Origin of the sequence: Pseudoxanthomonas japonensis, from assembly GCF_043632995.1 — a bacterium.
Taxonomy (GTDB): Bacteria; Pseudomonadota; Gammaproteobacteria; order Xanthomonadales; family Xanthomonadaceae; genus Pseudoxanthomonas_A; species Pseudoxanthomonas_A japonensis.
In genome coordinates this window covers 3,037,319-3,063,919 of record NZ_CP171632.1, presented here as the reverse complement: position 1 = coordinate 3,063,919, position 26,601 = coordinate 3,037,319, and the positions used below count along the sequence as shown (strand labels likewise).

The following is a 26,601-nucleotide window of genomic DNA, read 5'->3' as shown; positions in this document are numbered from 1 at the left end:
TCATGTCGCGCAAAGGCTCTGCCCCCCAACGTGAAATCCTGCCGGACCCCAAGCACGGCAGCCAGACGATTGCCCGCTTCATCAACATGGTGATGCTGAGCGGCAAGAAGTCGGTCGCCGAGAAGATCGTCTACGGCGCCATGGACGTCATCGGCGAGAAGAACCCCAACGCCCTCGAGCTGGTCGAGAAGGCGCTGGACAACGTGTCCCCGGCCGTCGAAGTGAAGTCGCGCCGCGTCGGCGGTGCCACCTACCAGGTGCCGGTCGAAGTGCGTTCGTCGCGCCGCATGGCGCTGGCAATGCGCTGGCTGATCGAGTCCGCGCGCAAGCGTGGCGAGAACACCATGCCGCGCAAGCTGGCCGCCGAACTGCTGGATGCCTCCGAGAACCGCGGCGGCGCCATCAAGAAGCGTGAAGAGACCCACCGCATGGCGGAAGCGAACAAGGCGTTCGCGCACTACCGCTGGTAACGGCCTCCGGGCCCTTGCAAGCAAGGGCCTTCGGCACCATCTAAGGTGCCCTTGGGACGCTTCCCGCGCCCCGCCCCGAAGGCCGCCGAAAGGCGGCATTCGGCCATCTGAAGATCCGCCCTCCCGGAAGGCCCCTGCATCCCGCTGGCCCTCCATCAGAAAAGAGAGACTGTCGTGGCTCGCACCACTCCCATCGAGCGTTACCGCAATTTCGGCATCATGGCGCACATCGACGCCGGCAAGACCACCACGTCCGAGCGCATCCTGTTCTACACCGGCGTCAGCCACAAGATCGGTGAAGTGCACGACGGTGCCGCGACCATGGACTGGATGGAGCAGGAGCAGGAGCGCGGCATCACCATCACGTCCGCCGCCACCACGGCGTTCTGGACGGGCATGGACAAGTCCCTGCCGCAGCACCGCTTCAACATCATCGACACCCCCGGCCACGTCGACTTCACCATCGAAGTCGAGCGTTCGCTGCGCGTGCTCGACGGCGCGGTGTTCGTGCTGTGCGCCGTCGGTGGCGTGCAGCCGCAGTCCGAGACCGTGTGGCGCCAGGCCAACAAGTACGCCGTGCCGCGCCTCGCGTTCGTCAACAAGATGGACCGTACGGGTGCCGACTTCTTCAAGGTCGTCGACCAGCTGAAGAACCGCCTGGGTGCGTACCCGGTGCCGATGCAGGTGCCGGTCGGCGCCGAAGACGGCTTCGAGGGCGTCATCGACCTGCTGAAGATGAAGTACATCCACTGGGATGTCGCGTCGCAGGGTACCAAGTTCGAGTACCGCGACATTCCTGCCGAGTTGGCCGACAAGGCCGCGACGGACCGTGCCTTCATGGTCGAAGCGGCTGCGGAAGCCAGCGAAGAGCTGATGGACAAGTACCTCAACGAAGGCGACCTCTCCGAGGCCGAGATCATCGCCGGCCTGCGCGAGCGCACGCTGAAGGTGGAAGTGATTCCGGTCTACTGCGGCTCCGCGTTCAAGAACAAGGGCGTGCAGGCCATGCTCGACGGCGTGATCCAGCTGCTGCCGTCGCCGACCGACCGTCCGCCGGTGCAGGGCATCGACGAGAACGAGAAGGAAGACAGCCGCAAGGCGGGCGACAACGAGCCGTTCTCGGCGCTGGCGTTCAAGATCATGACGGATCCGTTCGTGGGTTCGCTGACGTTCTTCCGCGTCTACTCGGGCGTGCTGAACTCCGGCGACGCCGTGTACAACCCGGTCAAGTCGAAAAAGGAGCGCGTGGGCCGCATCCTGCAGATGCACTCCAACCAGCGCGACGAGATCAAGGAAGTGCGCGCCGGCGACATCGCGGCGGCCGTGGGCCTGAAGGACGTCACCACAGGTGACACGCTGTGCTCGCTCGACCACATCATCACCCTGGAGCGCATGGTGTTCCCGGAACCCGTCATCTCGATGGCGGTGGAGCCGAAGACCAAGTCCGACCAGGAAAAGATGGGTCTGGCCCTGGGCCGCCTGGCGCAGGAAGATCCTTCGTTCCGCGTCAAGACGGACGAGGAATCCGGCCAGACGATCATCTCGGGCATGGGCGAGCTGCACCTGGAAATCCTGGTGGACCGCATGAAGCGCGAGTTCAACGTGGAAGCCAACGTCGGCAAGCCGCAGGTGGCCTACCGCGAGACGATCCGCAAGTCTGTCAAGCAGGACGGCAAGTTCGTGCGCCAGTCGGGCGGTCGCGGCCAGTACGGCCACATCGTCATCGAAATGTCGCCGGTCGAGCGCGGCGTGGGCTTCTCGTACGAGAGCGCCATCGTCGGTGGTGTCGTGCCGAAGGAATACGTTGCCGCTGCTGGTAAGGGCATCGAAGACGCCATGAAGAGCGGCCCGCTGGCCGGCTTCCCGGTGGTCGACATCGCCATCAAGGCCGTCGACGGTTCGTTCCATGACGTCGACTCCAACGAAATGGCGTTCAAGGTCGCCGGCTCGATGGCCTTCAAGGAAGCTTTCAGCAAGGCCCAGCCGGTCCTGCTGGAGCCGATGATGAAGGTCGAGATCGTCACCCCGGAAGACTATCTGGGCGACGTGATGGGCGACGTGAGCCGTCGTCGCGGCATCCTGCAGGGTCAGGACGACAGTCCGTCCGGCAAGGTGATCGCCGCGATGGTGCCGCTGGGCGAAATGTTCGGCTACGCCACCACGCTGCGTTCGATGTCGCAGGGTCGCGCCACGTTCTCGATGGAGTTCGACCACTACGCGGAAGCGCCGGCCAACATCGCCGACGCGGTCGTCAAGAAGAACTGAGCAATGGGGCAGGGTATCGCGGTCGCGATGCCCTGCATTCCCGTCACGAATCACGCATAACAAGGTAGAAGACAATGGCAAAGGGTAAGTTCGAACGCACCAAGCCCCACGTGAACGTGGGCACGATTGGTCACGTTGACCACGGCAAGACGACGCTGACGGCGGCGCTGACGAAGATCGGCGCGGAGCGTTTCGGTGGCGAGTTCAAGGCCTATGACGCGATCGACGCGGCGCCGGAAGAGAAGGCGCGCGGCATCACGATCTCCACGGCCCACGTGGAATACGAATCGGCCTCGCGCCACTACGCGCACGTGGATTGCCCCGGCCACGCCGACTACGTGAAGAACATGATCACCGGTGCGGCCCAGATGGACGGCGCGATCCTGGTGTGCTCGGCCGCCGACGGCCCGATGCCGCAGACCCGCGAGCACATCCTGCTCTCGCGCCAGGTCGGCGTGCCGTACATCGTGGTGTTCCTGAACAAGGCCGACATGGTCGACGACGCCGAGCTGCTCGAGCTGGTCGAAATGGAAGTCCGTGAGCTGCTGAGCAAGTACGAGTTCCCGGGCGACGACACCCCGATCATCTCGGGCTCGGCCCGTCTGGCGCTGGAAGGCGACCAGAGCGAGATCGGCGTGCCGGCGATCCTGAAGCTGGTCGATGCGCTGGACAGCTGGATCCCGACCCCGGAGCGCGACGTCGACAAGCCGTTCCTGATGCCGGTGGAAGACGTGTTCTCGATCTCGGGCCGCGGCACCGTGGTGACCGGCCGTATCGAGCGCGGCGTGATCAAGGTGGGCGAGGAAATCGAAATCGTCGGTATCCGTCCGACCCAGAAGACCACGGTCACGGGCGTGGAAATGTTCCGCAAGCTGCTGGATCAGGGTCAGGCGGGCGACAACGCCGGTCTGCTGCTGCGCGGCACCAAGCGTGACGACGTGGAGCGTGGCCAGGTGCTGGCCAAGCCGGGTTCGATCACCCCGCACACCGAGTTCGAAGCCGAAGTCTACGTGCTGAGCAAGGACGAAGGCGGCCGTCACACGCCGTTCTTCAAGGGCTACCGTCCGCAGTTCTACTTCCGCACGACCGACATCACGGGTGCCGTGACCCTGCCGGAAGGCGTGGAAATGGTCATGCCGGGCGACAACATCAAGATGGTGGTCACCCTGATCAACCCGGTGGCGATGGACGAAGGCCTGCGTTTCGCGATCCGCGAAGGTGGCCGTACCGTCGGCGCCGGCGTGGTAGCCAAGATCATCAAGTGACGTCCTGACCCGGACGGGCCAGCCCGTCCGGCTTCGTCAGGCCGTCATCCCCGCGAATGCGGGGATCCAGTGCCTGGCGAAGCGACAAGGGCGGACCGGAACCTCGGTCCGCCTCTTTTTGCAGAATCTTCCCGTCAGGGGCATCAAGATGCTGCAAAACAGCAGAACCTGCGCTATCATGCGCGCCCCTTGACGGCCTCCTGGCCCGAAAGGAATCGCATGATCCGCCAGCGCCCCCTGGGAGGCCGCTGGTTCCTACCGCGAAAAGAGGTGCAGGAAGCGCCTCGTGTTCGCCAGACACGGAGTGTCGCGTGCCTTCCTGCAAGCCTTCGGGCCGGGCAGGGCATCCCGGTGGTTGACGGGATATGTCACGCGTCCTATACTTTCATGTCTGGGCGGGCCGGTTTACCGGCTCGCCTAGTTTTTCAGGAAGATTCCCCAGCCTATCCGGCGCTTTCCGTCCGTGGAGTCAACGCGGCCGGTGGGGAGCTGGAACAGCTTGGACTAACCGGGGCAAGGCATCCCAGAGGCCGCGCCCGTCGCTCTTTAACGAAGGAACTACCGCAATGGCGGACCAAAAGATCCGAATCCGGCTCAAGGCGTACGATCATCGTCTGATCGATCGCTCGGCCAGCGAGATCGTCGAGACAGCCAAGCGGACCGGCGCGCAAGTGCGCGGCCCGATCCCGCTGCCGACCAAGATCGAGCGCTACACCATCCTGGTTTCCCCGCACGTCGACAAGGACGCGCGTGACCAGTACGAGACCCGCACGCACAAGCGCGTGCTCGACATCGTCGACCCCAACGACAAGACCGTGGACGCGCTGATGAAGCTCGAGCTCGCGGCTGGCGTCGACGTGCAGATCAAGTTGACCTGAGGCCCACGACCATGACCGCGAAGAAATATTCGTTGGGTCTCGTCGGCCGCAAGGCTGGCATGACCCGCGTGTTCACCGAAGATGGCAAGTCCATCCCGGTGACGCTGATCGAAGCTACCCCGAACCGCATCACCCAGATCAAGACCCCGGAAACCGACGGCTACAGCGCCGTGCAGGTCGCCGTGGGCGCCCGTCGCGCCTCGCTGATCACCAAGCCGGTCGCCGGTCACCTGGCCAAGGCCAAGGTCGAAGCCGGTCGTGGCCTGTGGGAGCTGCGCGTGGAAGCCGACAAGCTTGGCGACTTCACCGTCGGCGGCGAGATCAAGGCCGACATCTTCGAAGTCGGCCAGATCGTCGACGTCCAGGGCGTCACCAAGGGCAAGGGCTTCCAGGGCACCATCAAGCGCTGGAATTTCCGCATGGGCGACGCCACCCACGGTAACTCGCTGTCGCATCGCGCGCCGGGTTCGCTGGGTCAGCGCCAGACGCCGGGCCGCGTGTTCCCGGGCAAGAAGATGTCCGGCCACATGGGTGCCGTGCAGCAGAGCACGCAGAACCTGGAAGTCGTCCGCGTGGATGCCGAGCGCGGCCTGATCGCCGTTCGCGGCGCCGTGCCGGGCGCACCGGGTGGCGACGTGATCGTGCGTCCGGCGAGCAAGGGTTGAGGAGAACGACCATGGAACTAGCCATTACAGGTAGCGCCAACAAGCTGTCGGTCTCCGACGACGTGTTCGGCCGCGAATTCAGCGAAGATCTGGTTCACCAGGTCGTCGTTGCCTACCGCAACGCCGGTCGTGCCGGCACCAAGGCGCAGAAGACCCGCGCCGAAGTGAACGGCACCACCAAGAAGTCCAAGAAGCAGAAGGGTGGCGGTGCTCGTCACGGCGCCCTGACCGCGCCGATCTTCGTCGGCGGCGGCGTGACCTTCGCGGCCAAGCCGCGCAGCTTCGCGCAGAAGGTCAATCGCAAGATGTACCGTGCGGCCATCAGCTCCATCCTGTCCGAGCTGAACCGCCAGAACCGCCTGAAGGTCGTGGAAACGTTCGACGTTGACGCCACCAAGACCAGCGCCCTGATCGAGAAGCTGAAGGGCTTCGACCTGGGCAAGCGCCCGCTGATCGTCACCGAGGATGCTTCCGAGCACCTCTACCTGTCCGCCCGCAACCTTCCCTACGTGGAAGTGCGCGACGTGCAGGGGCTGGATCCGGCCGCGCTGGTCGGTGCCGACTCGGTGCTGATCACGGCCGACGCCGTCAAGAAGATCGAGGAGTGGCTGGCATGATCAGCAACGAAAAGATTTTTGCCGTGCTGCGTGCTCCGCGCGTCTCCGAGAAGACCGTGCGCCTGCAGGAACTCTCCAACCAATACGTCTTCGAAGTCTCGAACGATGCCACCAAGGCCGATGTGAAGGCCGCGGTCGAGCAGCTGTTCGACGTCAAGGTCGAGACGGTCAACGTGGTCAACGTCAAGGGCAAGAACAAGTCCTTCCGTAACCGCGCCGGCCGCCGCGGCGACTGGCGCAAGGCGTACGTGCGTCTGGCCGATGGTCAGGCCATCGACGTGTCGGCCAAGGCCTGAGGTAGACCCACATGCCATTGATGAAATTCAAGCCCACCTCCCCCGGTCGCCGTTCGGCGGTCCGCGTGGTGACGCCCGACCTGCACAAGGGTGCTCCGCATGCTGCGCTGCTCGAGAAGCAGAGCAAGTCCGGCGGTCGCAACCACCACGGTCGCATCACCACCCGTCATATCGGCGGTGGCCACAAGCAGCATTACCGCATCATCGACTTCAAGCGCGACAAGGAAGGCATCCCGGCGCGCGTGGAGCGGATCGAATACGATCCCAACCGCACCGCGCACATTGCGCTGCTGTGCTACGTCGATGGCGAGCGTCGCTACATCATCGCCCCGAAGGGCCTGAAGGCCGGTGACCAGGTCATCGCCGGTAGCGATGCGCCGATCAAGGCTGGCAACACGCTGCCGCTGCGCAACATCCCGGTCGGTACGACGATCCACGGCATCGAGCTGAAGCCGGGCAAGGGCGCGCAGATCGCCCGCGCTGCCGGCGCCGCCGTGCAGCTGGTCGCTCGCGAGCAGGGCTTCGCCACGCTGCGTCTTCGCTCCGGCGAAATGCGCAAGGTGCAGGTCGAGTGCCGCGCCACGGTGGGCGAAGTCGGCAACGACGAGCACAGCCTGGAGAAGCTCGGCAAGGCCGGTGCGAAGCGCTGGCGCGGTATCAAGCCGACCGTCCGCGGTGCGGCCATGAACCCGGTCGACCACCCGCACGGTGGTGGTGAAGCCAAGGCCGGCCAAGGTAATCCGCATCCGGTCACCCCGTGGGGTGTGCCGACCAAGGGTTACAAGACGCGCAAGAACAAGCGCACGCAGCAATTCATCGTCCGCGATCGTAGGGGCTAATCGACCATGGCACGTTCACTCAAGAAGGGCCCGTTCGTCGATCACCACCTCGTCAAGAAGGTGGAGGCCGCGGGCGGCAGCAAGAAGCCGATCAAGACCTGGTCGCGCCGTTCGATGATCCTGCCGGAAATGGTGGGTTTCACGATCGCCATCCACAACGGCAAGAACCACGTTCCGGTGCTGGTCAACGAGAACATGGTCGGCCACAAGCTCGGCGAGTTTGCCGTCACCCGTACCTTCAAGGGTCACGGTGGCGACAAGAAAGCCGGCGGCAAGAAGTAAGGAGAGATGACCATGGAAGCGAAAGCCATCCTGCGCACCGCGCGCATCTCCCCCCAGAAGGCCCGCCTGGTCGCTGACCAGGTGCGTGGCCTGCCCGCCGAGCGCGCCGTCAACCTGCTGAAGTTCTCGGACAAGAAGGCTGCCCACCTGATCAAGAAGGTCGTGGAGTCCGCCATCGCCAACGCCGAGAACAACCAGGGCGCCGACGTCGACGAGCTGAAGGTCAAGACCATCATGGTCGACGAAGGTCCGATGCTGAAGCGTTTCATGGCCCGCGCCAAGGGCCGTGGCACCCGCATTCTGAAGCGCACCAGCCACATCACCGTGGTCGTGGGCGAGGGCAAATAAGTATGGGTCACAAAGTTCATCCGACCGGTATCCGCCTGGGCATCGCCAAGGACTGGAATTCCAAGTGGTTCGCCAACAAGCGCGACTACGCCGACTACCTCGCCGCGGACCTCAAGGTGCGCGAGATGCTTCGCAAGAAGCTGGCGCAGGCAGGCATTTCCAAGATCCTGATCGAGCGTCCGGCCAAGACCGCCCGCGTGACCATCCACACCGCCCGTCCGGGCGTGGTGATCGGCAAGCGCGGTGAGGACATCGAGAAGCTGCGCAAGGAAGTGAGCGACCTGATGGGCGTCCCGGCGCACATCAACGTCACCGAAGTGCGCAAGCCCGAGCTGGACGCCCAGCTGGTGGCCGAATCGATCGCGCAGCAGCTCGAACGCCGCATCATGTTCCGCCGCGCCATGAAGCGCGCAGTCGGCAACGCAATGCGCCTGGGTGCCCTGGGTATCAAGGTCAACGTCGCAGGCCGCTTGAACGGTGCGGAAATCGCCCGTTCGGAGTGGTACCGCGAAGGCCGTGTGCCGCTGCACACGCTGCGTGCCGACATCGATTACGGTTTTGCCGAGGCGAAGACCACCTACGGCATCATCGGCATCAAGGTGTGGGTCTACAAGGGCGAAATCTTCGATTTCAGCCAGGTGGGTCAGGAGAAGCAGGACGACGCGCGCCCCGAGCGCAGCGAACGTCCGTCGCGCCCGGCTCGTGACCGCGACGCGAGGTAATCAGTCATGTTGCAACCCAAGCGAACCAAATACCGCAAGATGCACAAGGGCCGTAACGAAGGCCTGAGCTGGAGCGGCAACCTCGTCAGTTTCGGCGAGTACGGCCTGAAGGCCACGGCGCACGGTCAGCTGACCGCGCGCCAGATCGAAGCGGCCCGCCGCTCGATCAGTCGCTACGTCAAGCGCGGCGGCAAGATGTGGATCCGTGTGTTCCCCGACAAGCCGATCACCAAGAAGCCCATCGAAGTCCGCATGGGTTCGGGTAAGGGCAACGTCGAATACTGGGTCGCCCAGATCCAGCCGGGCCGCATGATCTATGAAATCGAAGGCGTCAGCGAGGACATCGCGCGCGAGGCGTTCCGCCTGGCCGCGGCCAAGCTGTCGGTCACCACCACTTTCGTGACCCGGACGGTGCGCTAATGGAACTCAAGCAACTCCGCGAGAAATCGGCTGACGAGCTGAAGGCCCACCTGACCGAGCTGCGCAAGGAACAGTTTTCCCTGCGCATGCAGAAGGTGACCGGCCAGCTGCCGAAGACGCATGAAACCCGCCGGGTCCGCCGCGAGATCGCTCGCGTCAAGACCCTGCTGGGCAGCCAGAAGTAAGGAGCGACCAAGATGAGCGATAACAAAGACAAAGCGCAACGCACCATCGAAGGCCGCGTCGTCAGCAACAAGATGGACAAGACGGTCACCATTCTGGTGGAGCGTCAGGTCAAGCACGCCCTGTACGGCAAGTACATCAAGCGTTCCACCAAGCTGCACGCGCACGACGCGGACAACAGCTGCAAGGAAGGCGATGTAGTGCGCGTGACCGAGATCGCCCCGATGTCCAAGACCAAGAACTGGCGCGTGGTGGAAATCATCACCCGCGCGGCCGAATAAAGGAGATCTGACTCATGATCCAGATGCAGAGCTACCTTGACGCGGCCGACAACTCCGGTGCCAAAGAACTGATGTGCATCAAGGTGCTGGGCGGCTCGAAGCGCCGCTATGCCGGCATCGGCGACATCATCAAGGTGACCGTCAAGGACGCCATCCCGCGTGGCAAGGTCAAGAAGGGCGAAGTCTACGACGCCGTGGTCGTGCGTACCCGCAAGGGCGTCCGTCGTCCCGACGGTTCGCTGATCCGCTTCGATGGCAACGCCGCCGTCCTGCTGAACAACAAGCAGGAGCCGATCGGCACCCGCATCTTCGGGCCCGTGACCCGCGAGCTGCGTTCCGAGAAGTTCATGAAGATCGTTTCGCTCGCGCCTGAAGTGCTCTGAGCGGAGGACATAGAAATGGCTAACCGTATCAAGAAGGGCGACCAGGTCGTCGTCACCGCCGGCAAGGACAAGGGCAAGAAGGGCGACGTGGTGCGCGTGGACGGCGACCGCGTGGTCGTCTCCAACGTCAATGTCGTCAAGCGCCACACCAAGCCGAACCCGCAGGCCGGTATCGCGGGTGGCGTGGTGGAGAGCGAGCGCTCGATCCACATCTCCAATGTCGCGCTGTTCAACCCGGCAACGGGCAAGGGCGAGCGTATCGGTTTCAAGGTGCTGGAGGATGGACGCAAACTGCGTGTGTTCCGCTCCAGCGGTGAGGCGCTCGACGCCTGAGGAATGACATGACCACTCGTCTCGAAAAAATCTACAAGGAAGAAGTGGCGCCGGCTCTGATGAAGAAGTTCGGCTACACCAATCCGATGGAAGTGCCGAAGATCACCAAGATCACCATCAACATGGGTGTGGGTGAAGCGGCGACCAACAAAAAGATCCTGGAAAACGCCGTGGCCGACCTGGCCAAGATCACCGGCCAGAAGCCGATCACGACCAAGTCCCGCGTGTCGGTGGCTTCGTTCAAGATCCGTGATGGCTGGCCGATCGGCTGCAAGGTCACGCTGCGTCGCGCCAAGATGTACGAATTCCTGGATCGCCTGATCAGCATCTCGCTGCCGCGCGTCCGCGACTTCCGTGGCGTGTCCGGCCGTTCGTTCGACGGCCGCGGCAACTACAACATGGGCGTGAAGGAACAGATCATCTTCCCGGAAATCGACTTCGACGCCGTCGACGCGATCCGCGGCATGGATATCGCCATCACGACGACCGCCAAGAACGACGCCGAAGCCAAGGCGCTGCTCGAAGCGTTCAAGTTCCCGTTCCGCAACTGATTCGCTAGGAAAACGACATCATGGCAAAGACCTCGATGGTCAACCGCGACATCAAGCGGGAAAAGCTGGCCAAGCAGTACGCCGCCAAGCGCGACGCACTGAAGAAGATCATTTCCAGCCAGAACGCTTCGTACGAAGAGAAGGCCGACGCGGTCGTCAAGCTGCAGAAGCTGCCGCGCGACTCCTCGCCGAGCCGCCAGCGCAACCGCTGCGAGCTGTCCGGTCGTTCGCGTGGCGTGTACCGCAAGTTCGGCCTGGGCCGCAACATGCTGCGCAAGGCCACCATGAACGGCGACGTCCCCGGCCTGCGCAAGGCCAGCTGGTAAGGACGCCGGGGGCGCCCGTCCAGGGTTCCCCTCAGGTTTCAAGGACAAGTCCGGCACGCGCCGGACTTGTTGTTGTACAATGTTCGGCTCCCGCGGCTTGGCCGGGGGAGGGCTGGTGAACCGGCCGCCCGCCTGGGGGTTTCCAGGGACAACACAAGATTTTCGCGAAAGCGGATATCGGTGCTACTCATAAGGCAGACTCTCATGAGCATGACTGATCCCATCGCCGACATGCTGGTGCGCATTCGCAATGCCGCCGCTGTTGGCAAGCCGACGGTGAAGATGCCGTCCTCCAAGATCAAGACCTCGATCGCCAACGTCCTCAAGGCGGAAGGCTATGTCGGCGACGTCCGCGTGACGAAGACCGAGAACAACAAGGCCGAGCTCGAGATCGTCCTGAAGTACTTCGAAGGCAAGCCCGTCATCGAGAAGCTGAGCCGCGTGTCCCGTTCGGGCCTGCGCCAGTACCGTGGCAAGGCCGAACTGCCCAAGGTCCTCGGTGGCCTCGGCGTCGCCATCATTTCCACTTCCAAGGGCATCATGACCGATGCGCAGGCCCGTGCGGCCGGCGTGGGTGGTGAAGTCCTGTGCTTCGTGGCCTAAGCGAAGGAGCCCAGACATGTCCCGCGTAGCCAAGAAGCCGATCAGTCTCCCGAAGGGCGTCGAACTGAATGCCCAGGGTGAAACCCTCAACGTCAAGGGCCCGAAGGGCACCCTGTCCATCGCCAAGCCGGCAGGCGTCGAACTCAACGTCGACAACGGCACGGTGAACCTGTCGCCGGTCACCCCGGCCGACGACGCCATTACCGGCACCATCCGCGCGATCCTGGCCAACATGGTCAAGGGCGTGTCGGAAGGCTTCGAGCGCAAGCTCGAGCTGGTCGGCGTGGGTTACCGCGCCGCGATGCAGGGCAAGGACCTGAACCTGTCGCTGGGTTTCTCCCACCCGATCCTGTTCAAGACGCCGGAAGGCATCACCATCGCCACCCCGACCCAGACCGAAATCCTGGTGCAGGGCGCCGACAAGCAGCGCGTTGGTGAAGTCGCCGCCAAGATCCGCGGTTTCCGTCCGCCGGAACCCTACAAGGGCAAGGGCGTGAAGTACTCCGACGAAACCATCATCCGCAAGGAAGCGAAGAAGGCCTAACCGGGCTTTCGGCTTCGAGGAACCAGATCATGAGCATCAAGAACACTGCCCGCCTGCGCCGCGCCAAGTCGACCCGCGCGCACATCCGCGAACTCGGCGTGCCGCGCCTGTCGGTGCTGCGTACCGGCCAGCACATCTACGCCCAGCTGTTCACCGCCGATGGCTCCAAGGTCATCGCGTCGGCCAACACGCTGCAGGCCGATGTGAAGGATGGCCTGAAGAACGGCAAGAACAGCGATGCCGCTGCCCGCGTGGGCAAGGTCATCGCCGAGCGCGCCAAGGCCGAAGGCATCGAGAAGATCGCGTTCGACCGTTCGGGCTACCGTTACCACGGCCGCATCAAGGCCCTGGCCGACGCGGCCCGCGAAGGCGGCCTGCAGTTCTGATATTGAAAGGCATGGGGGCGACCCCATGCCTTGTCCTGCCGGCGCGGGCTGCGCCGGGCGCGATCCTTCTTCTGCATCGATCGTTGCATCACCGCTCCACACCACAACCATAAGCGGCCACGCCGTACATACCTCAATAACCAAGGAATTCAAGCAATGGCAGAAGAGCGTCAGCCGCGGGGTCGCGATCGCGACCGTAATCGCGAAGAGAAAGTCGACGACGGCATGATCGAGAAGCTGGTCGCGGTCAACCGCGTCAGCAAGACCGTCAAGGGCGGTCGCCAGTTCACCTTCACCGCACTGACGGTGGTGGGTGACGGCAACGGCAAGATCGGTTTCGGCTACGGCAAGGCGCGCGAAGTGCCGGTCGCCATCCAGAAGTCGATGGAATATGCCCGCAAGGGCATGCTGAATGTCGATCTGAACAACGGCACGTTGTGGCACCCGGTGAAGGCCGGCCACGGTGCGGCCCGCGTGTTCATGCAGCCGGCTTCGGAAGGTACGGGTGTCATCGCCGGCGGTGCCATGCGCGCCGTGCTGGAAGCGGTGGGCGTGAAGAACGTGCTGGCCAAGGCCGTCGGTTCGCGCAACCCGATCAACCTGGTCCGCGCCACGCTGAAGGGCCTGAGCGACATGCAGTCGCCCACCCGCATCGCGGCCAAGCGCGGCAAGAAGGTGGAGGAACTCCTCAATGGCTAACGAGTCCAACAAGACCGTCAAGGTGCGCCTGGTGCGCGGCCTGCGTGGTTCCCAGTCGCGCCACCGCCTGTCGGTGAAGGCGCTGGGCCTGAACAAGCTCAACGATGTGCGTGAACTGAAGGACAGCCCGCAGGTGCGCGGCCTGATCGCCAAGGTCCACTACCTCGTCAAGGTCGAGGAGTAATCAACATGCGTCTCAACACACTGAAGCCCGCCGATGGCGCCCGCACCGAACGCACCCGCGTCGGTCGCGGTATCGGCTCCGGCCTGGGCAAGACCGCCGGTCGCGGCCACAAGGGTTCGTTCGCGCGCGCCGGCAAGGGCAAGATCAAGGCGAAGTTCGAAGGCGGCCAGATGCCGCTGATCAAGCGTCTGCCGAAGGTCGGTTTCCGTTCCAAGCTGAAGCTGGATTGCGCCGAAGTGCTGTCGTACCAATTGGAGAAGCTGGAAGCCGGCGAGATCGATTTCGCCGCGCTGCGTGCCGCCAAGCTGGTGCCCAGCACCGCCAAGCGCGCCAAGATCGTCAAGAAGGGCGAACTGACCAAGAAGTTCGTGCTGAAGGGCGTGGCCGCCACGGCCGGTGCCAAGGCCGCCATCGAGGCTGCCGGCGGCAGCGTGCAGGAGTAACGGACGCATGGCGCAGGGTAATGCCGCCGGTGCTCTGGCAGGCGCAGGCAAGTTCACCGAACTCCGCCAGCGCCTGCTGTTCGTGCTGGGTGCGCTGATCGTCTACCGGATCGGCTGTTTCATCCCGGTCCCGGGCGTCAATCCCGATGCCATGCTTGCGATGATGCAGGCGCAGGGCGGCGGCATCGTGGACATGTTCAACATGTTCTCGGGCGGCGCCCTGCACCGTTTCAGCATCTTCGCGCTGAACGTCATGCCCTACATCTCGGCGTCGATCGTGATGCAGCTGGGCGTGCACATCTTCCCCAGCCTGAAAGCGCTGCAGAAGGAAGGCGAGTCCGGTCGCCGCAAGATCACCCAGTACTCGCGCATCGGCGCCGTGCTGCTGGCGATCGTGCAGGGCGGCAGCATCGCCACCGCGCTGCAGAACCAGGTCGCGCCGGGCGGCATGCCGGTGGTGTATGCGCCGGGCATGGGCTTCGTGCTGACCGCGGTGGTCGCGCTGACCGCCGGCACCATCTTCCTGATGTGGCTGGGCGAGCAGGTGACCGAGCGCGGCATCGGCAACGGCGTCTCGCTGATCATCTTCGCGGGCATCGTGGCGGGTCTGCCGGGCGCGGTCATCCAGACCGTCGGCGCCTTCCGCGACGGCACGCTGAGCTTCATCTCGCTGCTGATCATCGCGGTGGTGGTGTTGGGCTTCACGTTCCTGGTGGTGTTCGTCGAGCGCGGCCAGCGACGGATCACGGTGAATTACGCGCGCCGACAGGGCGGCCGCAACGCGTACATGAACCAGACGTCGTTCCTGCCGCTGAAGCTCAACATGGCCGGTGTGATCCCGCCGATCTTCGCCTCCAGCATCCTGGCCTTCCCGGCCACGCTGGCGATGTGGTCCGGTCAGAACAGTGGCGCGACCACGTGGCTGCAGCGCATTTCGAATGCGCTCGCCCCGGGTGAGCCGCTGCACATGATCGTGTTCGCCGCGATGATCATCGGTTTCGCCTTCTTCTACACGGCGCTGGTGTTCAACTCGCAGGAAACCGCCGAGAACCTGAAGAAGTCGGGCGCGCTGATTCCGGGTATCCGTCCGGGCAAAGCCACGGCGGACTACGTCGATGGCGTGCTGACGCGCCTGACGGCGATCGGTTCGATGTACCTGGTGGCGGTCTGCCTGTTGCCGGAAGTGATGCGCACGCAGCTGGGCACCTCGTTCTACTTCGGTGGCACGTCGCTGCTGATCGTGGTGGTGGTGGTGATGGACTTCATCGCGCAGATCCAGGCGCACCTGATGTCCCACCAGTACGAGAGCCTGTTGAAGAAGGCCAATCTGAAGGGTGGTTCGCGGGGCGGTCTTGCCCCCCGCGGCTGAGGTATAATCGCGGGCTTCCCGCACCAGTCCGGCCGTCATGGCCGGCTGACTTAGATGGGCGGCCCCCGCAGCGATCCGGTGCGGGGGTGAGAACCAGCCAGTCCCTGCGCCAGAGTAGCGCGGGCGGGGCAGGGCAGGGGGAAACCCCGGTCCTGCGCCAGGCGGGTTCCGGCGCCGGAGCATGGGCACACTCCCCATGCCGGTCCGAAGTCGGCACTGCCGGCGCGGGCTTCCCGTAAACACCGGATCTTGTTAGAATTTCCAGTTCACTCCGCCTGTCTGCGCGAATCCCGCCCGGGACGACCGTACACGGGCCAATACTCACAGTTGGAGAGCCGCGTCATGGCGCGTATTGCAGGTGTCAACCTGCCTGCCCAGAAGCATGTCTGGGTCGGTTTGCAAAGCATCTACGGCATTGGCCGTACCCGTTCCAAGAAGGTCTGCGAAGCCGCCGGCGTCGCCTCGACCACCAAAATCCGCGACCTGTCGGAGCCGGAAGTCGAGCGCCTGCGCGCCGAAGTCGGCAAGTACGTGGTCGAGGGCGACCTGCGCCGTGAAGTCGGCATCGCGATCAAGCGCCTGATGGACCTGGGTTGCTATCGCGGTCTGCGCCACCGTCGCGGCCTGCCGCTGCGTGGCCAGCGCACCCGCACCAATGCCCGCACCCGCAAGGGTCCGCGCAAAGCCATCAAGAAGTAAGGGGCGACCATCATGGCCAAGCCAGCTGCTGCCAAAGTCAAGAAGAAGATCAAGCGCGTCATCACCGACGGCGTCGCCCACGTCCACGCTTCTTTCAACAACACCATCGTCACCATCACCGACCGCCAGGGCAACGCGCTCTCGTGGGCGACCTCGGGTGGTGCCGGTTTCCGCGGTTCCCGCAAGTCCACGCCGTTCGCGGCGCAGGTCGCTGCCGAAAAGGCCGGCCGTGCAGCCCTGGACTACGGCGTGAAGTCGCTGGAAGTCCGCATCAAGGGCCCGGGTCCGGGTCGTGAGTCGGCCGTGCGTTCGTTGAACAACGTGGGCTACAAGATCACCAACATCATCGACGTGACGCCGATCCCGCACAACGGGTGCCGTCCGCCGAAAAAGCGTCGCGTCTAAGGGGGCGATAAGAAATGGCTCGTTATATCGGTCCTACCTGTAAGCTCGCGCGCCGCGAAGGCGCCGACCTGTCGCTCAAGAGCCCGGCCCGTGCGCTGGACTCGAAGTGCAAGCTGGAGCAGAAGCCCGGCCAACACGGCGCCACCGCCCGCAAGGGCAAGCTGTCCGACTACGCTACCCAGCTGCGCGAGAAGCAGAAGGTCAAGCGTATCTACGGCCTGCTGGAGCGCCAGTTCCGCAACTACTACAAGAAGGCCTCGACCAAGAAGGGCAACACCGGCGAGAACCTGCTGCAGCTGCTGGAAACCCGCCTCGACAACGTCATCTACCGCATGGGCTTCGCCGTGACCCGCCCGGCCGCCCGCCAGCTGGTCTCGCACCGTGGCGTGCTGGTCAATGGCAAGCCGGTCAACCTGCCGTCCTACCAGGTCAAGGCCGGTGACGCGATCGCGCTGTCCGAGAAGGCCCAGAAGCAGCTCCGCGTGCAGGAGTCGCTGACCGTTGCCGAGCAGCTCGACCTGAACCCCTCGTGGGTCGAAGTCGATGCGAAGAAGTTCAGCGGCGTGTTCAAGGCGGTACCGGCGCGTTCGGACCTGCCCGCCGACATCAACGAAGCGCTGATCGTCGAGTTGTACTCGAAGTAATTCATTCACGCACCCCCGGGCGACCGGGGGACCGCAGGAGACAAAGCAACATGACGGGTATTACTCAGCAAGTGCTGCGCCCCCGCGGCCCGCAGATCGAGCGCCTGACCGGCAATCGCGCGAAAGTGGTCATCGAACCGCTGGAGCGTGGTTACGGCCATACGCTCGGCAATGCGTTGCGCCGCGTGCTGCTGTCGTCGATCCCCGGCTTCGCGATCACCGAAGTCGAGATCGATGGCGTGCTGCACGAATACAGCACCATCGAAGGCATGCAGGAAGACGTGCTGGAAGTGCTGTTGAACCTGAAGGATGTGGCCATCCGCATCCACAGCGGCGACTCCTCCACGCTGAGCCTGGCCAAGCAGGGCCCGGGCGTGGTCACCGCCGGCGACATCAAGACCGACCACAACGTCGAAATCCTGAATCCGGAACTGGTCATCTGCAACCTGACCAAGGACACGGCGCTGAACATGCGCCTGAAGATCGAGCGCGGTTTCGGCTACCAGCCGGCCGCCGCCCGTCGTCGTCCGGACGAAGAGACCCGTGCGATCGGCCGCCTGGTGCTGGACGCCTCGTTCTCGCCGGTCCGTCGCGTCGCGTACGCGGTGGAAGCCGCGCGCGTCGAGCAGCGCACCGACCTGGACAAGCTGGTCCTGGACATCGAAACCAACGGCACGATCGATGCCGAGGAAGCCGTGCGCACCGCCGCCGACATCCTCAGCGACCAGCTGTCGGTGTTCGGTGACTTCACGCACCGCGACCGCGGCGCGCCGAAGCAGGCCGCCAGCGGCGTGGATCCGGTGCTGCTGCGCCCGATCGACGACCTGGAGCTGACCGTGCGTTCGGCCAACTGCCTGAAGGCCGAGAGCATTTACTACATCGGCGACCTGATCCAGAAGACGGAAGTCGAACTGCTCAAGACCCCGAACCTCGGCAAGAAGTCGCTGACCGAGATCAAGGAAGTCCTGGCGCAGCGCGGCCTGTCCCTGGGCATGAAGCTGGAGAACTGGCCGCCGGCCGGCGTCGCCCAGCACGGCATGCTCGGCTGATGATGTAACAGGGAACTCCCGCGTTCGCGCGGGAGTTCTGTCGTTCCAAGCGCAACACCTCGTCGACAGGCCACAAGGCCCGCGACGCTCCGGTCAGGGATGGCCGGTCCGGACCACCCGCAGTCCACTGTTCCAACGCCAGGATGGCGACAGCGAAATCCAACGACCCACCATTCTTTAGGAGTCCAACCCATGCGCCACCAGAAAGCCGGTCGCAAGTTCAACCGCACCAGCGCCCATCGCGAAGCGATGTTCCGCAACATGGCCGCCTCGCTCATCAAGCACGGCCTGATCAAGACCACCCTGCCGAAGGCCAAGGAACTGCGCCGCGTTGCCGAGCCGCTGATCACCCTCGGCAAGATCGATGGCGTGGCCAACCGCCGCCTGGCGTTCTCGCGCCTGCGCGACAAGGAAGCCGTCGGCACGCTGTTCACCACCCTCGGCCCGCGCTACCAGTCGCGCCCGGGTGGTTACCTGCGCATCCTGAAGTGCGGCTTCCGTGCCGGCGACAACGCCCCGATGGCGTACGTCGAGCTGGTCGACCGTCCGGAAGCAGCGGCCGAGTAAGCCCCGCCTCCCGCAGACACCAAGAGCCCCGGCCAACGCCGGGGTTTTTGTTTTCCGGCGGCACGATGGAGAGGGAGCCGGATGCGGCAAACCGCCACGGGGTGACGTATGGGCCGTGACGCATGGATAATGCGGGCACGACCTCACGCTACCGGTGCCGATGAATCCTCTTCGCTGGAGTTTCCGCGCGCAGTGCTTCCTGGGTTTCGCGATCTGCGCGGGCCTGCTGGGTTATGCGCTCTACGTGCAGTTCGTGCACCAGCTTGAGCCGTGCCCGTTCTGCATCTTCCAGCGCCTGGCCTTCGCGGCGACCGGCGTGCTGTTCCTGCTCGGCGCCCTGCATGGCCCACGACGTCCAGGCGGGCGCAGGATGTACGGCGTGCTGGCGTTCCTCGGCGCGGCGACCGGTATCGGCATCGCCGGCAGGCACGTGTGGGTCCAGTTGTATCCGCCATTGATGCCGAGCTGCGGTCCGGGCTGGGACTACATGATCGAGAACAACACCTGGCTCGGCGTCGTGCAGAAGGTGTTGGCGGCCAAGGGCGACTGCAGCACGGTCGACTGGAGTTTCCTCGGCCTGACCATGCCCATGTGGAGCCTGGTGTGGTTCGTGCTGCTGGCAGTCTGGGCGCTCTGGATCGGCTTTCGCGCGCGCAGGACCTCGACCTTCCGCTGATTTGACGCGGCGCACCAATCTGGCACGATGGTGGGCCCAAAGGAGTCCACCATGAATCCGTCCGACCGCAACCTGCGCGCTGTCTCCCTGCCGCCCCAATGGGCGCCGGACAGCTGGCGCGCGCGGCCGGCGATGCAGATGCCCACCTATCCGGACGCCGAGGCGCTGGAGTCCGCGCTGGGCGAGTTGCGACAGCTGCCGCCGCTGGTGACCTCGTGGGAGATCTTCTCGCTGAAGAAGCAACTGGCCGAGGCACAGGAAGGCAAGCGCTTCCTGCTGCAGGGCGGCGACTGTGCGGAGAACTTCAGCGATTGCGAGTCCGGGCTGATCTCCAACCGGCTGAAGGTTCTGCTGCAGATGAGCCTGGTGCTCGTGCATGGCCTGCGCCTGCCGGTCGTCCGTGTGGGCCGTTTCGCCGGGCAGTACGCCAAGCCGCGTTCGGCGGATACCGAGACCCGCGATGGCGTGTCGCTGCCCAGCTACCGCGGCGACGTGGTCAATGCGCCGGCGTTCACCGCCGAGGCGCGCGTGCCCGACCCGCGCCGCATGATCAAGGCGCATGCACGCTCGGCCATGACGATGAACTTCGTACGTGCGCTGATCGATGGCGGGTTCGCCGACCTGCACCATCCCGAATACTGGAACCTCAACTGGGTCGGTTATTCGCCGCTGGCGAACGAGTACCAGCAGATGGTCGCGTCCATCGGCGATGCGGTGAGGTTCATGGAGACCCTGTCGGGCTCCGAAGTGCACAACCTCAACCGGATCGACTTCTACACCTCGCATGAAGCGCTGCTGCTGCCCTACGAAGAGGCGCTGACCCGCGAAGTGCCGCGCCAGTGGGGCTGGTTCAACCTCAGCACGCACTATCCGTGGATCGGCATGCGCACCGCCGCCGTCGACGGCGCGCACGTGGAGTACCTGCGCGGCGTGCGCAATCCCATCGCGATCAAGGTCGGTCCGTCGGTCACGCCGGACCAGTTGCTGCGCCTGATCGACGTGCTGAATCCGGAGGACGAAGGTGGGCGCCTGACCTTCATCCACCGCATGGGCGCGGCACAGATCGCCGACAAGCTGCCGCCGCTGCTCGACGCGGTGCGCCGCGACGGCCGGCGCGTGCTGTGGGTCTGCGACCCGATGCACGGCAACACCGAGAGCACCAGCAACGGGTTCAAGACGCGCCGCTTCGACAACGTGCGCAGCGAGGTCGAGCAGTCGTTCGACCTGCATGCCGCCGCCGGAACGCGCCTGGGTGGCGTGCACCTGGAACTGACCGGTGAGGACGTCACCGAATGCACCGGTGGCGCGCGCGAGTTGACCGATGCGGATCTGGAGCGGGCCTACCGCTCGACCGTCGATCCGCGCCTGAACTACGAGCAGTCGCTGGAGATCGCGATGAGCATCGTGCACAAGCAGAACCAGCTGGCCGCGCCCGCCGCGCGCTGACCGGTCGGCGCGGCGCGGCTACCGCGCCGTGTCCTCGGTGACGTTCTGCGGGATGTTCCAGGTCGTGCCGCGGGCATAGAGTTTCGCGAATTCGGTCGCCGGCAGGGGTTTGCTGAAGTAGTTGCCCTGCAGTTCGTCGCAGCCGTTGGTCGCAAGCCAGGCCGCCTGTTCCAGCGTTTCCACGCCTTCGGCGATCGTGCGGCATTGCAGCTGTGCGGCGAGGCTGATGATGGCGCGCGTGATCGCGGCCTGGTTGGGTTCGGACACGTCGCGGACGAACGACTGGTCGATCTTCAGCACGTTGAAGCCGTAGTTGCCCAGGTAGCTGAGGCTGGAGAAGCCGGTGCCGAAGTCGTCGATGGCGATGCGCACGCCCAGTGCCTTCAACGCCCGCAGCGTGCGGTCGGTGCGCTGCACGTCGCGCATCAGGGTGGTCTCGGTGACTTCGAGTTCGAGGAATTCGGCAGGCAGCCCGCTGTCCTGCAGCGCCTCCACCACGGTATCCACGAGGTCGTCCGTATCGAAGTTCGCGGCGGCGATGTTGACGGAGACGCGGATCGGCGGCAGGCCGGACTGCTGCCAGATCCGGTTCTGCCGGCAGGCGGCGCGGATCGCCCACTGGTCGATGTCGACGATGAGGTTGGTCTCCTCGGCGATCGGCAGGAATTCGCCCGGCAGCATCAGGCGGTCGCCGCGCTGCCAGCGGGCCAGGCCTTCGACGCCGACGATGCGGCCGCTGACCCGGTCGACCTGCGGCTGGTAGTGCAGCGAGAGATCGCCGTTGCGCAGGCTGCGGCGCAGGCTGTTCTCCAGTTCGATGCGCGCGTCCACGCTGGAGGCCAGTTCGCGCGTGTAGAAGCGCGTGGCGTTGCGGCCGTTGCGCTTGGCCAGGTACATGGCGGCGTCGGCGCGCATCATCAGTGTGGCGGCATCGTAGCCGTCCTCGGGGAACAGGCTGATGCCGATGCTGAAGGCCTGGTGCAGTTCGTGCGAGGCGACCGTGTACGGTGTGCCGCCGAGGGCGAGCAGCCGGTCGGCGATCTGCAGCACGCCGTCGCGCGTCAGGATGTCGGGCAGCAGCACCACGAACTCGTCGCCGCCGGTGCGGTACACGCTGCCGAGGTTGCCGATGTTGCGCTGGATCCGGCGCGCCACCTGCTGCAGCAGCTCGTCTCCGGTGTGGTGGCCGAGCGCGTCGTTGACGTGCTTGAACAGGTCCAGGTCGAGGAACAGCACCGCGATGCCGTTGCCGTGGTTGGTCGCATGGGTGATGGCCTGCCCCAGTCGCTCGTTGAGTTGCAGGCGGTTCGGCAGGCCGGTCAGCGCGTCGTGGTGGGCAAGGTAGGTCATGCGCGAGCTGAGGGCGCGCGATTCGGTGATGTCGCGCAGGACCATCACCGTGCCGACCATGCGTTCGTCCCGGTCGTGAATGGCGGACAGCGAACGTTCCACCAGCATGCGGCTGCCGTCGCGGCGCACCAGTTGCAGGTCGCCCGGTAGCCCGGTCGGATGCAGGTCTTCTTCATCCCCCTCCGGCGACGCGATGCGGGCCAGCGGTGCCACCTGGTCCAGCGGCTCGCCCAGCGCCTGTTCCAGGCTCCAGCCGCACAGCGCTTCCGCGGTCGGGTTCATGTACGTCACGCGGCTCGCCACGTCCACGGTGATGACGGCCTCGCTGATGGAGGTCAGCGTGACTTCGGCCAGTTCGTTGGCGTCGTGCAGTGCATGCTCGAGGCGGGCTTTCTCCGTGACGTCGACCGACATCACGAAGAAGCCGGAGACGTTGCCCGTGTCGTCGATGTCGGGCGTATAGAAGCTGTGCATCCGCCGCATGCCGTCGGCGGTGGAGAAGCTGCTCTCGAACTCGCCCTCGCGCCCGGCGAGCGCCGCCTCGACATGCGGCGTGCGCCGCTGGTGGGCCTCTTCGCCGAACAGTTCGCGCATGGTCACGCCTGGGCGTGGCGGCGTCCGCCACCGGACCTGTTCGGCGAAGGCGCGGTTGTGGAAGACCAGGCGCTGCCGCGTATCGAACTGCGCGATCAGCGCGGGCAAGCGGTCGGTGACGCGTTTCAGGTGGTCGCGGGCCATCGCCAGTTCGCGACGCGCGCTGACCTGTTCGCTGACATCGTTCCCCATCAGGTACCAGCCGGCGATTTTCCGGCCGGACGCGACATCGGGCACCAGGTACAGGTGGACCGCGCGCGCGGGCTGGCCCAGGTCGGTTTCCCAGGCGATCCAGTGATCCGGGGTGCAGTCGTGCATCGCACGCTTGAGGGAGGCGAGGAAGCCGGGGGCATCGGCATGCACGTCGTCCACGTGGCGATCGTTCCAGCCTTCGGGCGACCCCGACCACGCGCGGCAGGCGCGATTGGCGAAGCCGTAGCGGCCGTTGCCGTCGATGTAGGCGATCAGGGCAGGCAGGTGGTCGGCCACGGCGTCCAGCAGCGCGCGGCTGCGGCGCTCCGTGCGCGCGAGGTTGCGCAACAGCAGGAACAGCAAGACGCCAAGACCGATACCGCCCGTCGTCAGCAGGACGATGGATGTCAATCCCGGCATCGCGTCGCGCAGCGGAGGCGACCGCAGGACCAGGCGCCATTCGCTTCCCAGCAGCCGCAGGTCGCGCTGCGCAGTGAACGCGGGTTGCCACCCGCCGCCATGGCGGGCCTTCAGCGTCCCGGTCTCGAAGATCGGAACGTCGCCACGGTCGTGGGCGAGCAACTGCAGGTCGAACTCTCCGCCACCCGGCCCGACCGCGTCCTCCATCACGCGCTGCCAGCCGAAGCCCGCGGTGGCGAAGCCGCGCAGCAGGCGTCGCCGTGCCTCCACGCCATCGCGCGCGCCGACCGGATCGGCATAGACCGGCGCATACAGCAGGAACCCCGCAAGCCCCGTGCTGCCCCTGGTCGCATCGCCGAGCGCCACCAGCGGTGCGGAGGCCAGTTCGCCGCTGTCGCGCGCCGACTCGATGGCGCTGCGTCGCGCAGCTTCCGCCATCACGTCCTTGCCCAGCAGCGGACGCATGCCCGGGGCGGCCGGATAGAGCAGATCGATCACGACGTATTCGGCCCGATCGCCAGCGGGGTGGATGGCGAACGCATCGCCATAGCGGGCGCGCTGCGCGGTGACGTACGCATCGCGCTCTTCCAGCCGTACGCGGCGCGCGAAGCCCAGCCCATGCACGCCGGCATGGCGGGTGGGTACCTTCAGTTTCTCGACAAAGGCGAGGAAGTCGTCCTGCCCGATGTCCTCGCGTCCCTCGAGCACCGCGGCAGCGGCACGCACGGTGTCTTCGTACGCGTTCATGTGCGTGGCGACCGCCGTGGCCACCGCGTCCGCTCGGGCGTCGAACTGCGCACGGGCGTGTTCCCGTGCCTGCTGCCAGGCCGTGGCACCGGCCCACAGGGAAAGCAGGCTGGCGATGACCAGGACGCCCCATGCCAGCGAATTCAGGTTGCGCTGCCGCCGGCGGGCGGTGGACTCCGATCCACTGAACGCCCGCAGTTCCGATGCCCGGTCCGCGCCTGACTCCACGCGTGCGATCCCCGCCTGCTGGTTGGCTGCTATGACGCCACGAACGGGAAGCGCCTGCAAGCGCTTCCTCGCGCAAAATGACTCACATTTTCCGGCTGGACGTCAGCGTCGGGGCGTGCGTGGCGGCAGCGTGGGCCAGTACTCCGGTGGCTTGCGCGCGCGGGTGCGTTGTTCGTAGTCGTACCCCAGCGCGATCAGCTGCGCCTCGCTCCATGCCGGTCCGATGAACACGACGCCGAGCGGCAGGCCATCGCTGTGGCCCATCGGAACGGTGAGGCTGGGATAGCCGGCGACTGCTGCGGCACCGTAGCCCGCACCTGGGAAGTGGTCCCCCGCCTTGTGGTCGGTCAGCCAGGCCGGACCGGTGGTCGGTGCGATCAGTGCGACCAGTTGCTGCGCCTTGAGCGCGGCATCGATGCCTTCCGGGCCGGCAAGCCGGCGCGCGCGGCTGCGGGCGGCGATGTACTCCGCTTCGCCCAGCCCGCCCTTGGCGTTGGCCTGTTCGAACAGCTCCTGGCCGAAGAACGGCATCTCGGAGACGCGGTACTGCTCGTTGTAGCCGATCAGCTGCGACAGCGTCGTGAGCGGGGCCTTGCGCTCCGTCAGGTACCGTTCCACGCCGTGCTTGAACTCGTACAGCATCAGCTGCAGTTCGTCCGCGTTCCATTGGCCGTCGGTGGGGATCTCCGCATCCACGACGACCGCGCCGGCTTCGCGCATCACCTGGATCGCGCCTTCCAGTGCGGCAGCGGCGTCGGGGTGGATCGCCGCCTTGCTGCGCAGCACGCCGATGCGGGCGCCTTTCAGCGCACCTGGCTTCAGGCGTGCGCTGTAGTCCAGCGCGGTGTTCCAGGCGGCCTGGGTGGTCGCCGCATCCGCCGCATCCCGGCCGGCCAGCGCGGCCAGCAGCAGGGCCGCGTCCGATACGCTGCGGGCGATGGGGCCTGCCGTGTCCTGGCTGTGCGAGATCGGCAGGATGCCTTGCCGGCTGATCAGGCCCACCGTCGGCTTCAATCCCACCACGCCGTTGATGGCCGCCGGGCAGACGATGCTGCCGTCGGTCTCGGTGCCGACGCTGATCGTGACGAGGTTGGCCGACACCGCCACCGCGCTGCCGGAGCTCGACCCGCAGGGATTGCGGTCCAGCGCGTAAGGGTTGCGGGTCTGGCCGCCTCGCCCGCTCCAGCCCGAGGTGGAATGCGTGGAACGGAAATTGGCCCACTCGCTCAGGTTGGTCTTGCCGAGGATGACCGCGCCGGCCTCGCGCAACCGACGGACCAGAAACGCGTCCTGGCCCGGACGGAAATCCTTCAGCGCCAGCGAGCCGGCGGAAGTGGCCATCGGCACCGCGTCGATGTTGTCCTTCAGCAGCACCGGGATGCCATGCAGCGGTCCGCGCACGGTATTGGCGCGCCGCTCGACATCGCGCAGCGCGGCCTCCTTCAGGGCATCGGGATTGAGTTCGATGACGGCGTTGAGTTGCGGCCCCGCCTTGTCGACCGCGGCGATGCGGTCCAGGTAGGCCTGCGTGAGCTTGCGGCTGTCCAGTTCGCCCGACTGCATGCGCGACTGCAGGTCGGCGATGTCGAGCTCGGCGTAGATGAAGTCGGTCGGCGCGGGTGCCGTCGCGGCCGGTGGCGTCGCCGGCTGGCAGGCGACCAGGGCGAGCGTCAGGCAGAACGGCAGCAGGAGTCGACGCATGCAGTCACCTTCGCGGGGTTGCCGCAGGCTACGCAGCGGCCGGGCCGTGCGTCAAATGGTCTTGCGGCGGCGGATGTCGCGCCACAGGACCCAGACGATCACCAGGTTGACGACGAGCAGCGCCGCGGTGGGCCAGCCGGGATGGCGGTACAGCGCATCGACCTCCAGCGGCAGGTAGGCCGCCGAGCCGATGCAGCCCAGCCACGACGCCCAGGCGCGGGCGCGCCACAGGCCCCAGGCTTCCAGCAGGCGCATGCCGGCGTAGACCACGATGATCAGCACCGCGACGTGGACGGACTCGGGATTGATCTTGTCCAGCCATTGGCCCATCACGCCGGGGCCGGCGCTGGGAACGAAGCGGCTGACGATCGCCTGCACGCTCTCGCGCAGGCGATCCGGGCCCAGCGCCAGCAGTCCGCCGGCGAGGGCCAGGGCCAGCACGCCCTTGGCGCCCTCGAACAGGGCGATGGCGTGCAGGCCGGGATGCGCCCTGGGATCCGGGTTGTACGCGGACGTCTCCAAGGCGCGGTG

At 65.6% G+C, this 26,601-nt stretch carries 35 protein-coding genes; 32 read left to right on the top strand and 3 right to left on the bottom strand.

Going from position 1 to position 26,601, the window contains the following annotated elements:
- Positions 1 to 2: 2 nt before the first annotated feature.
- The 32 genes from rpsG to ACGHX3_RS14200 all read left to right on the top strand — a co-directional run bounded on the left by rpsG (position 3) and on the right by ACGHX3_RS14200 (position 20,838).
- A complete protein-coding gene (gene rpsG, locus ACGHX3_RS14355; protein WP_055945227.1) occupies positions 3 to 470 on the top strand; it encodes a 30S ribosomal protein S7 in 468 nt (155 codons plus the stop codon).
- A 174-nt stretch (positions 471 to 644) separates the two neighbouring features.
- Positions 645 to 2,735 (top strand): elongation factor G, encoded by a 2,091-nt coding sequence (gene fusA, locus ACGHX3_RS14350; RefSeq protein WP_162338030.1) that lies wholly within the window; start codon positions 645 to 647, stop codon positions 2,733 to 2,735.
- 74 nt (positions 2,736 to 2,809) lie between these two features.
- Positions 2,810 to 4,000 carry an elongation factor Tu gene (gene tuf / locus ACGHX3_RS14345; protein WP_162338029.1) on the top strand — a complete coding sequence of 397 codons (1,191 nt, stop codon included), beginning with the start codon at positions 2,810 to 2,812 and terminating at the stop codon, positions 3,998 to 4,000.
- Positions 4,001 to 4,566: 566 nt separating this feature from the next.
- The gene (gene rpsJ / locus ACGHX3_RS14340; RefSeq protein WP_027070119.1) at positions 4,567 to 4,878 is read left to right on the top strand and encodes a 30S ribosomal protein S10; all 312 of its coding nucleotides are present in this window, start codon (positions 4,567 to 4,569) and stop codon (positions 4,876 to 4,878) included.
- An 11-nt stretch (positions 4,879 to 4,889) separates the two neighbouring features.
- Positions 4,890 to 5,543, top strand: a complete 654-nt coding sequence (rplC, locus tag ACGHX3_RS14335) for a 50S ribosomal protein L3 (protein WP_213600564.1) — start codon at positions 4,890 to 4,892, stop codon at positions 5,541 to 5,543.
- 11 nt (positions 5,544 to 5,554) lie between these two features.
- On the top strand, positions 5,555 to 6,160 hold the full coding sequence (gene rplD / locus ACGHX3_RS14330; protein WP_062352428.1) for a 50S ribosomal protein L4: 606 nt from the start codon (positions 5,555 to 5,557) through the stop codon (positions 6,158 to 6,160).
- Positions 6,157 to 6,456 (top strand): 50S ribosomal protein L23, encoded by a 300-nt coding sequence (gene rplW, locus ACGHX3_RS14325; RefSeq protein ID WP_055941273.1) that lies wholly within the window; start codon positions 6,157 to 6,159, stop codon positions 6,454 to 6,456. The genes rplD and rplW overlap by 4 nt, the downstream gene beginning before the upstream one ends.
- A gap of 11 nt (positions 6,457 to 6,467) precedes the next feature.
- Entirely contained in the window at positions 6,468 to 7,295 is an 828-nt protein-coding gene (gene rplB / locus ACGHX3_RS14320; RefSeq protein WP_162338027.1) for a 50S ribosomal protein L2, read from the top strand.
- 6 nt (positions 7,296 to 7,301) lie between these two features.
- Complete coding sequence (rpsS, locus tag ACGHX3_RS14315; protein WP_055941277.1) at positions 7,302 to 7,577, top strand: 30S ribosomal protein S19; 276 nt, start codon at positions 7,302 to 7,304, stop codon at positions 7,575 to 7,577.
- A 12-nt stretch (positions 7,578 to 7,589) separates the two neighbouring features.
- The gene (gene rplV, locus ACGHX3_RS14310; protein ID WP_055943295.1) at positions 7,590 to 7,925 is read left to right on the top strand and encodes a 50S ribosomal protein L22; all 336 of its coding nucleotides are present in this window, start codon (positions 7,590 to 7,592) and stop codon (positions 7,923 to 7,925) included.
- Between the two features lie 2 nt (positions 7,926 to 7,927).
- Entirely contained in the window at positions 7,928 to 8,647 is a 720-nt protein-coding gene (gene rpsC, locus ACGHX3_RS14305) for a 30S ribosomal protein S3 (RefSeq protein ID WP_056878821.1), read from the top strand.
- Positions 8,648 to 8,653: 6 nt separating this feature from the next.
- Entirely contained in the window at positions 8,654 to 9,067 is a 414-nt protein-coding gene (gene rplP / locus ACGHX3_RS14300; RefSeq protein ID WP_055941282.1) for a 50S ribosomal protein L16, read from the top strand.
- Complete coding sequence (gene rpmC / locus ACGHX3_RS14295) at positions 9,067 to 9,252, top strand: 50S ribosomal protein L29 (protein ID WP_055941284.1); 186 nt, start codon at positions 9,067 to 9,069, stop codon at positions 9,250 to 9,252. The genes rplP and rpmC overlap by 1 nt, the downstream gene beginning before the upstream one ends.
- A gap of 12 nt (positions 9,253 to 9,264) precedes the next feature.
- Positions 9,265 to 9,531: a 30S ribosomal protein S17 gene (rpsQ, locus tag ACGHX3_RS14290; protein ID WP_055941286.1), complete on the top strand. Its 267-nt coding sequence runs from the start codon at positions 9,265 to 9,267 to the stop codon at positions 9,529 to 9,531.
- A gap of 14 nt (positions 9,532 to 9,545) precedes the next feature.
- Positions 9,546 to 9,914 (top strand): 50S ribosomal protein L14, encoded by a 369-nt coding sequence (gene rplN / locus ACGHX3_RS14285; RefSeq protein WP_013535986.1) that lies wholly within the window; start codon positions 9,546 to 9,548, stop codon positions 9,912 to 9,914.
- Positions 9,915 to 9,929: 15 nt separating this feature from the next.
- Entirely contained in the window at positions 9,930 to 10,247 is a 318-nt protein-coding gene (gene rplX, locus ACGHX3_RS14280) for a 50S ribosomal protein L24 (protein WP_162338026.1), read from the top strand.
- 8 nt (positions 10,248 to 10,255) lie between these two features.
- Positions 10,256 to 10,798 carry a 50S ribosomal protein L5 gene (gene rplE, locus ACGHX3_RS14275; RefSeq protein ID WP_055941290.1) on the top strand — a complete coding sequence of 181 codons (543 nt, stop codon included), beginning with the start codon at positions 10,256 to 10,258 and terminating at the stop codon, positions 10,796 to 10,798.
- A 20-nt stretch (positions 10,799 to 10,818) separates the two neighbouring features.
- The gene (gene rpsN / locus ACGHX3_RS14270) at positions 10,819 to 11,124 is read left to right on the top strand and encodes a 30S ribosomal protein S14 (protein ID WP_062352415.1); all 306 of its coding nucleotides are present in this window, start codon (positions 10,819 to 10,821) and stop codon (positions 11,122 to 11,124) included.
- A 204-nt stretch (positions 11,125 to 11,328) separates the two neighbouring features.
- Positions 11,329 to 11,727 carry a 30S ribosomal protein S8 gene (rpsH, locus tag ACGHX3_RS14265; RefSeq protein WP_093296356.1) on the top strand — a complete coding sequence of 133 codons (399 nt, stop codon included), beginning with the start codon at positions 11,329 to 11,331 and terminating at the stop codon, positions 11,725 to 11,727.
- Between the two features lie 16 nt (positions 11,728 to 11,743).
- Positions 11,744 to 12,271, top strand: coding sequence for a 50S ribosomal protein L6 (gene rplF, locus ACGHX3_RS14260; RefSeq protein ID WP_162338025.1), 528 nt, complete (start codon positions 11,744 to 11,746; stop codon positions 12,269 to 12,271).
- Positions 12,272 to 12,300: 29 nt separating this feature from the next.
- Positions 12,301 to 12,657 carry a 50S ribosomal protein L18 gene (gene rplR, locus ACGHX3_RS14255; RefSeq protein WP_055941298.1) on the top strand — a complete coding sequence of 119 codons (357 nt, stop codon included), beginning with the start codon at positions 12,301 to 12,303 and terminating at the stop codon, positions 12,655 to 12,657.
- A 156-nt stretch (positions 12,658 to 12,813) separates the two neighbouring features.
- Entirely contained in the window at positions 12,814 to 13,356 is a 543-nt protein-coding gene (gene rpsE, locus ACGHX3_RS14250; protein ID WP_055941300.1) for a 30S ribosomal protein S5, read from the top strand.
- The gene (rpmD, locus tag ACGHX3_RS14245; RefSeq protein WP_055941302.1) at positions 13,349 to 13,540 is read left to right on the top strand and encodes a 50S ribosomal protein L30; all 192 of its coding nucleotides are present in this window, start codon (positions 13,349 to 13,351) and stop codon (positions 13,538 to 13,540) included. The genes rpsE and rpmD overlap by 8 nt, the downstream gene beginning before the upstream one ends.
- Complete coding sequence (gene rplO, locus ACGHX3_RS14240; RefSeq protein WP_082563251.1) at positions 13,540 to 13,983, top strand: 50S ribosomal protein L15; 444 nt, start codon at positions 13,540 to 13,542, stop codon at positions 13,981 to 13,983. Before rpmD ends, rplO begins: the two co-directional genes overlap by 1 nt.
- 7 nt (positions 13,984 to 13,990) lie before the next feature.
- A complete protein-coding gene (gene secY / locus ACGHX3_RS14235; RefSeq protein WP_162338024.1) occupies positions 13,991 to 15,352 on the top strand; it encodes a preprotein translocase subunit SecY in 1,362 nt (453 codons plus the stop codon).
- Between the two features lie 342 nt (positions 15,353 to 15,694).
- The gene (gene rpsM, locus ACGHX3_RS14230; RefSeq protein WP_055943298.1) at positions 15,695 to 16,051 is read left to right on the top strand and encodes a 30S ribosomal protein S13; all 357 of its coding nucleotides are present in this window, start codon (positions 15,695 to 15,697) and stop codon (positions 16,049 to 16,051) included.
- A 12-nt stretch (positions 16,052 to 16,063) separates the two neighbouring features.
- The gene (rpsK, locus tag ACGHX3_RS14225; RefSeq protein ID WP_055941307.1) at positions 16,064 to 16,456 is read left to right on the top strand and encodes a 30S ribosomal protein S11; all 393 of its coding nucleotides are present in this window, start codon (positions 16,064 to 16,066) and stop codon (positions 16,454 to 16,456) included.
- A 14-nt stretch (positions 16,457 to 16,470) separates the two neighbouring features.
- Positions 16,471 to 17,100 carry a 30S ribosomal protein S4 gene (gene rpsD, locus ACGHX3_RS14220; protein WP_055941309.1) on the top strand — a complete coding sequence of 210 codons (630 nt, stop codon included), beginning with the start codon at positions 16,471 to 16,473 and terminating at the stop codon, positions 17,098 to 17,100.
- 50 nt (positions 17,101 to 17,150) lie between these two features.
- Complete coding sequence (locus ACGHX3_RS14215) at positions 17,151 to 18,149, top strand: DNA-directed RNA polymerase subunit alpha (protein ID WP_056878832.1); 999 nt, start codon at positions 17,151 to 17,153, stop codon at positions 18,147 to 18,149.
- A gap of 192 nt (positions 18,150 to 18,341) precedes the next feature.
- Entirely contained in the window at positions 18,342 to 18,716 is a 375-nt protein-coding gene (gene rplQ, locus ACGHX3_RS14210; RefSeq protein WP_142124587.1) for a 50S ribosomal protein L17, read from the top strand.
- A 160-nt stretch (positions 18,717 to 18,876) separates the two neighbouring features.
- A complete protein-coding gene (locus tag ACGHX3_RS14205) occupies positions 18,877 to 19,392 on the top strand; it encodes a disulfide bond formation protein B (protein ID WP_394695379.1) in 516 nt (171 codons plus the stop codon).
- A gap of 51 nt (positions 19,393 to 19,443) precedes the next feature.
- Positions 19,444 to 20,838 carry a class II 3-deoxy-7-phosphoheptulonate synthase gene (locus ACGHX3_RS14200; RefSeq protein ID WP_162338022.1) on the top strand — a complete coding sequence of 465 codons (1,395 nt, stop codon included), beginning with the start codon at positions 19,444 to 19,446 and terminating at the stop codon, positions 20,836 to 20,838.
- Between the two features lie 18 nt (positions 20,839 to 20,856).
- On the opposite strand, the gene ACGHX3_RS14195 is transcribed toward ACGHX3_RS14200, so the two are convergent.
- The 3 genes from ACGHX3_RS14195 to ACGHX3_RS14185 form a co-directional block, all read right to left on the bottom strand.
- Positions 20,857 to 24,369 carry an EAL domain-containing protein gene (locus ACGHX3_RS14195; RefSeq protein ID WP_394695378.1) on the bottom strand — a complete coding sequence of 1,171 codons (3,513 nt, stop codon included), beginning with the start codon at positions 24,367 to 24,369 and terminating at the stop codon, positions 20,857 to 20,859.
- Positions 24,370 to 24,471: 102 nt separating this feature from the next.
- The gene (locus ACGHX3_RS14190) at positions 24,472 to 26,070 is read right to left on the bottom strand and encodes an amidase (RefSeq protein ID WP_394695377.1); all 1,599 of its coding nucleotides are present in this window, start codon (positions 26,068 to 26,070) and stop codon (positions 24,472 to 24,474) included.
- Positions 26,071 to 26,121: 51 nt separating this feature from the next.
- A complete protein-coding gene (locus tag ACGHX3_RS14185; protein WP_162338019.1) occupies positions 26,122 to 26,592 on the bottom strand; it encodes a DUF2127 domain-containing protein in 471 nt (156 codons plus the stop codon).
- Between the last annotated feature and the right edge of the window lie 9 nt (positions 26,593 to 26,601).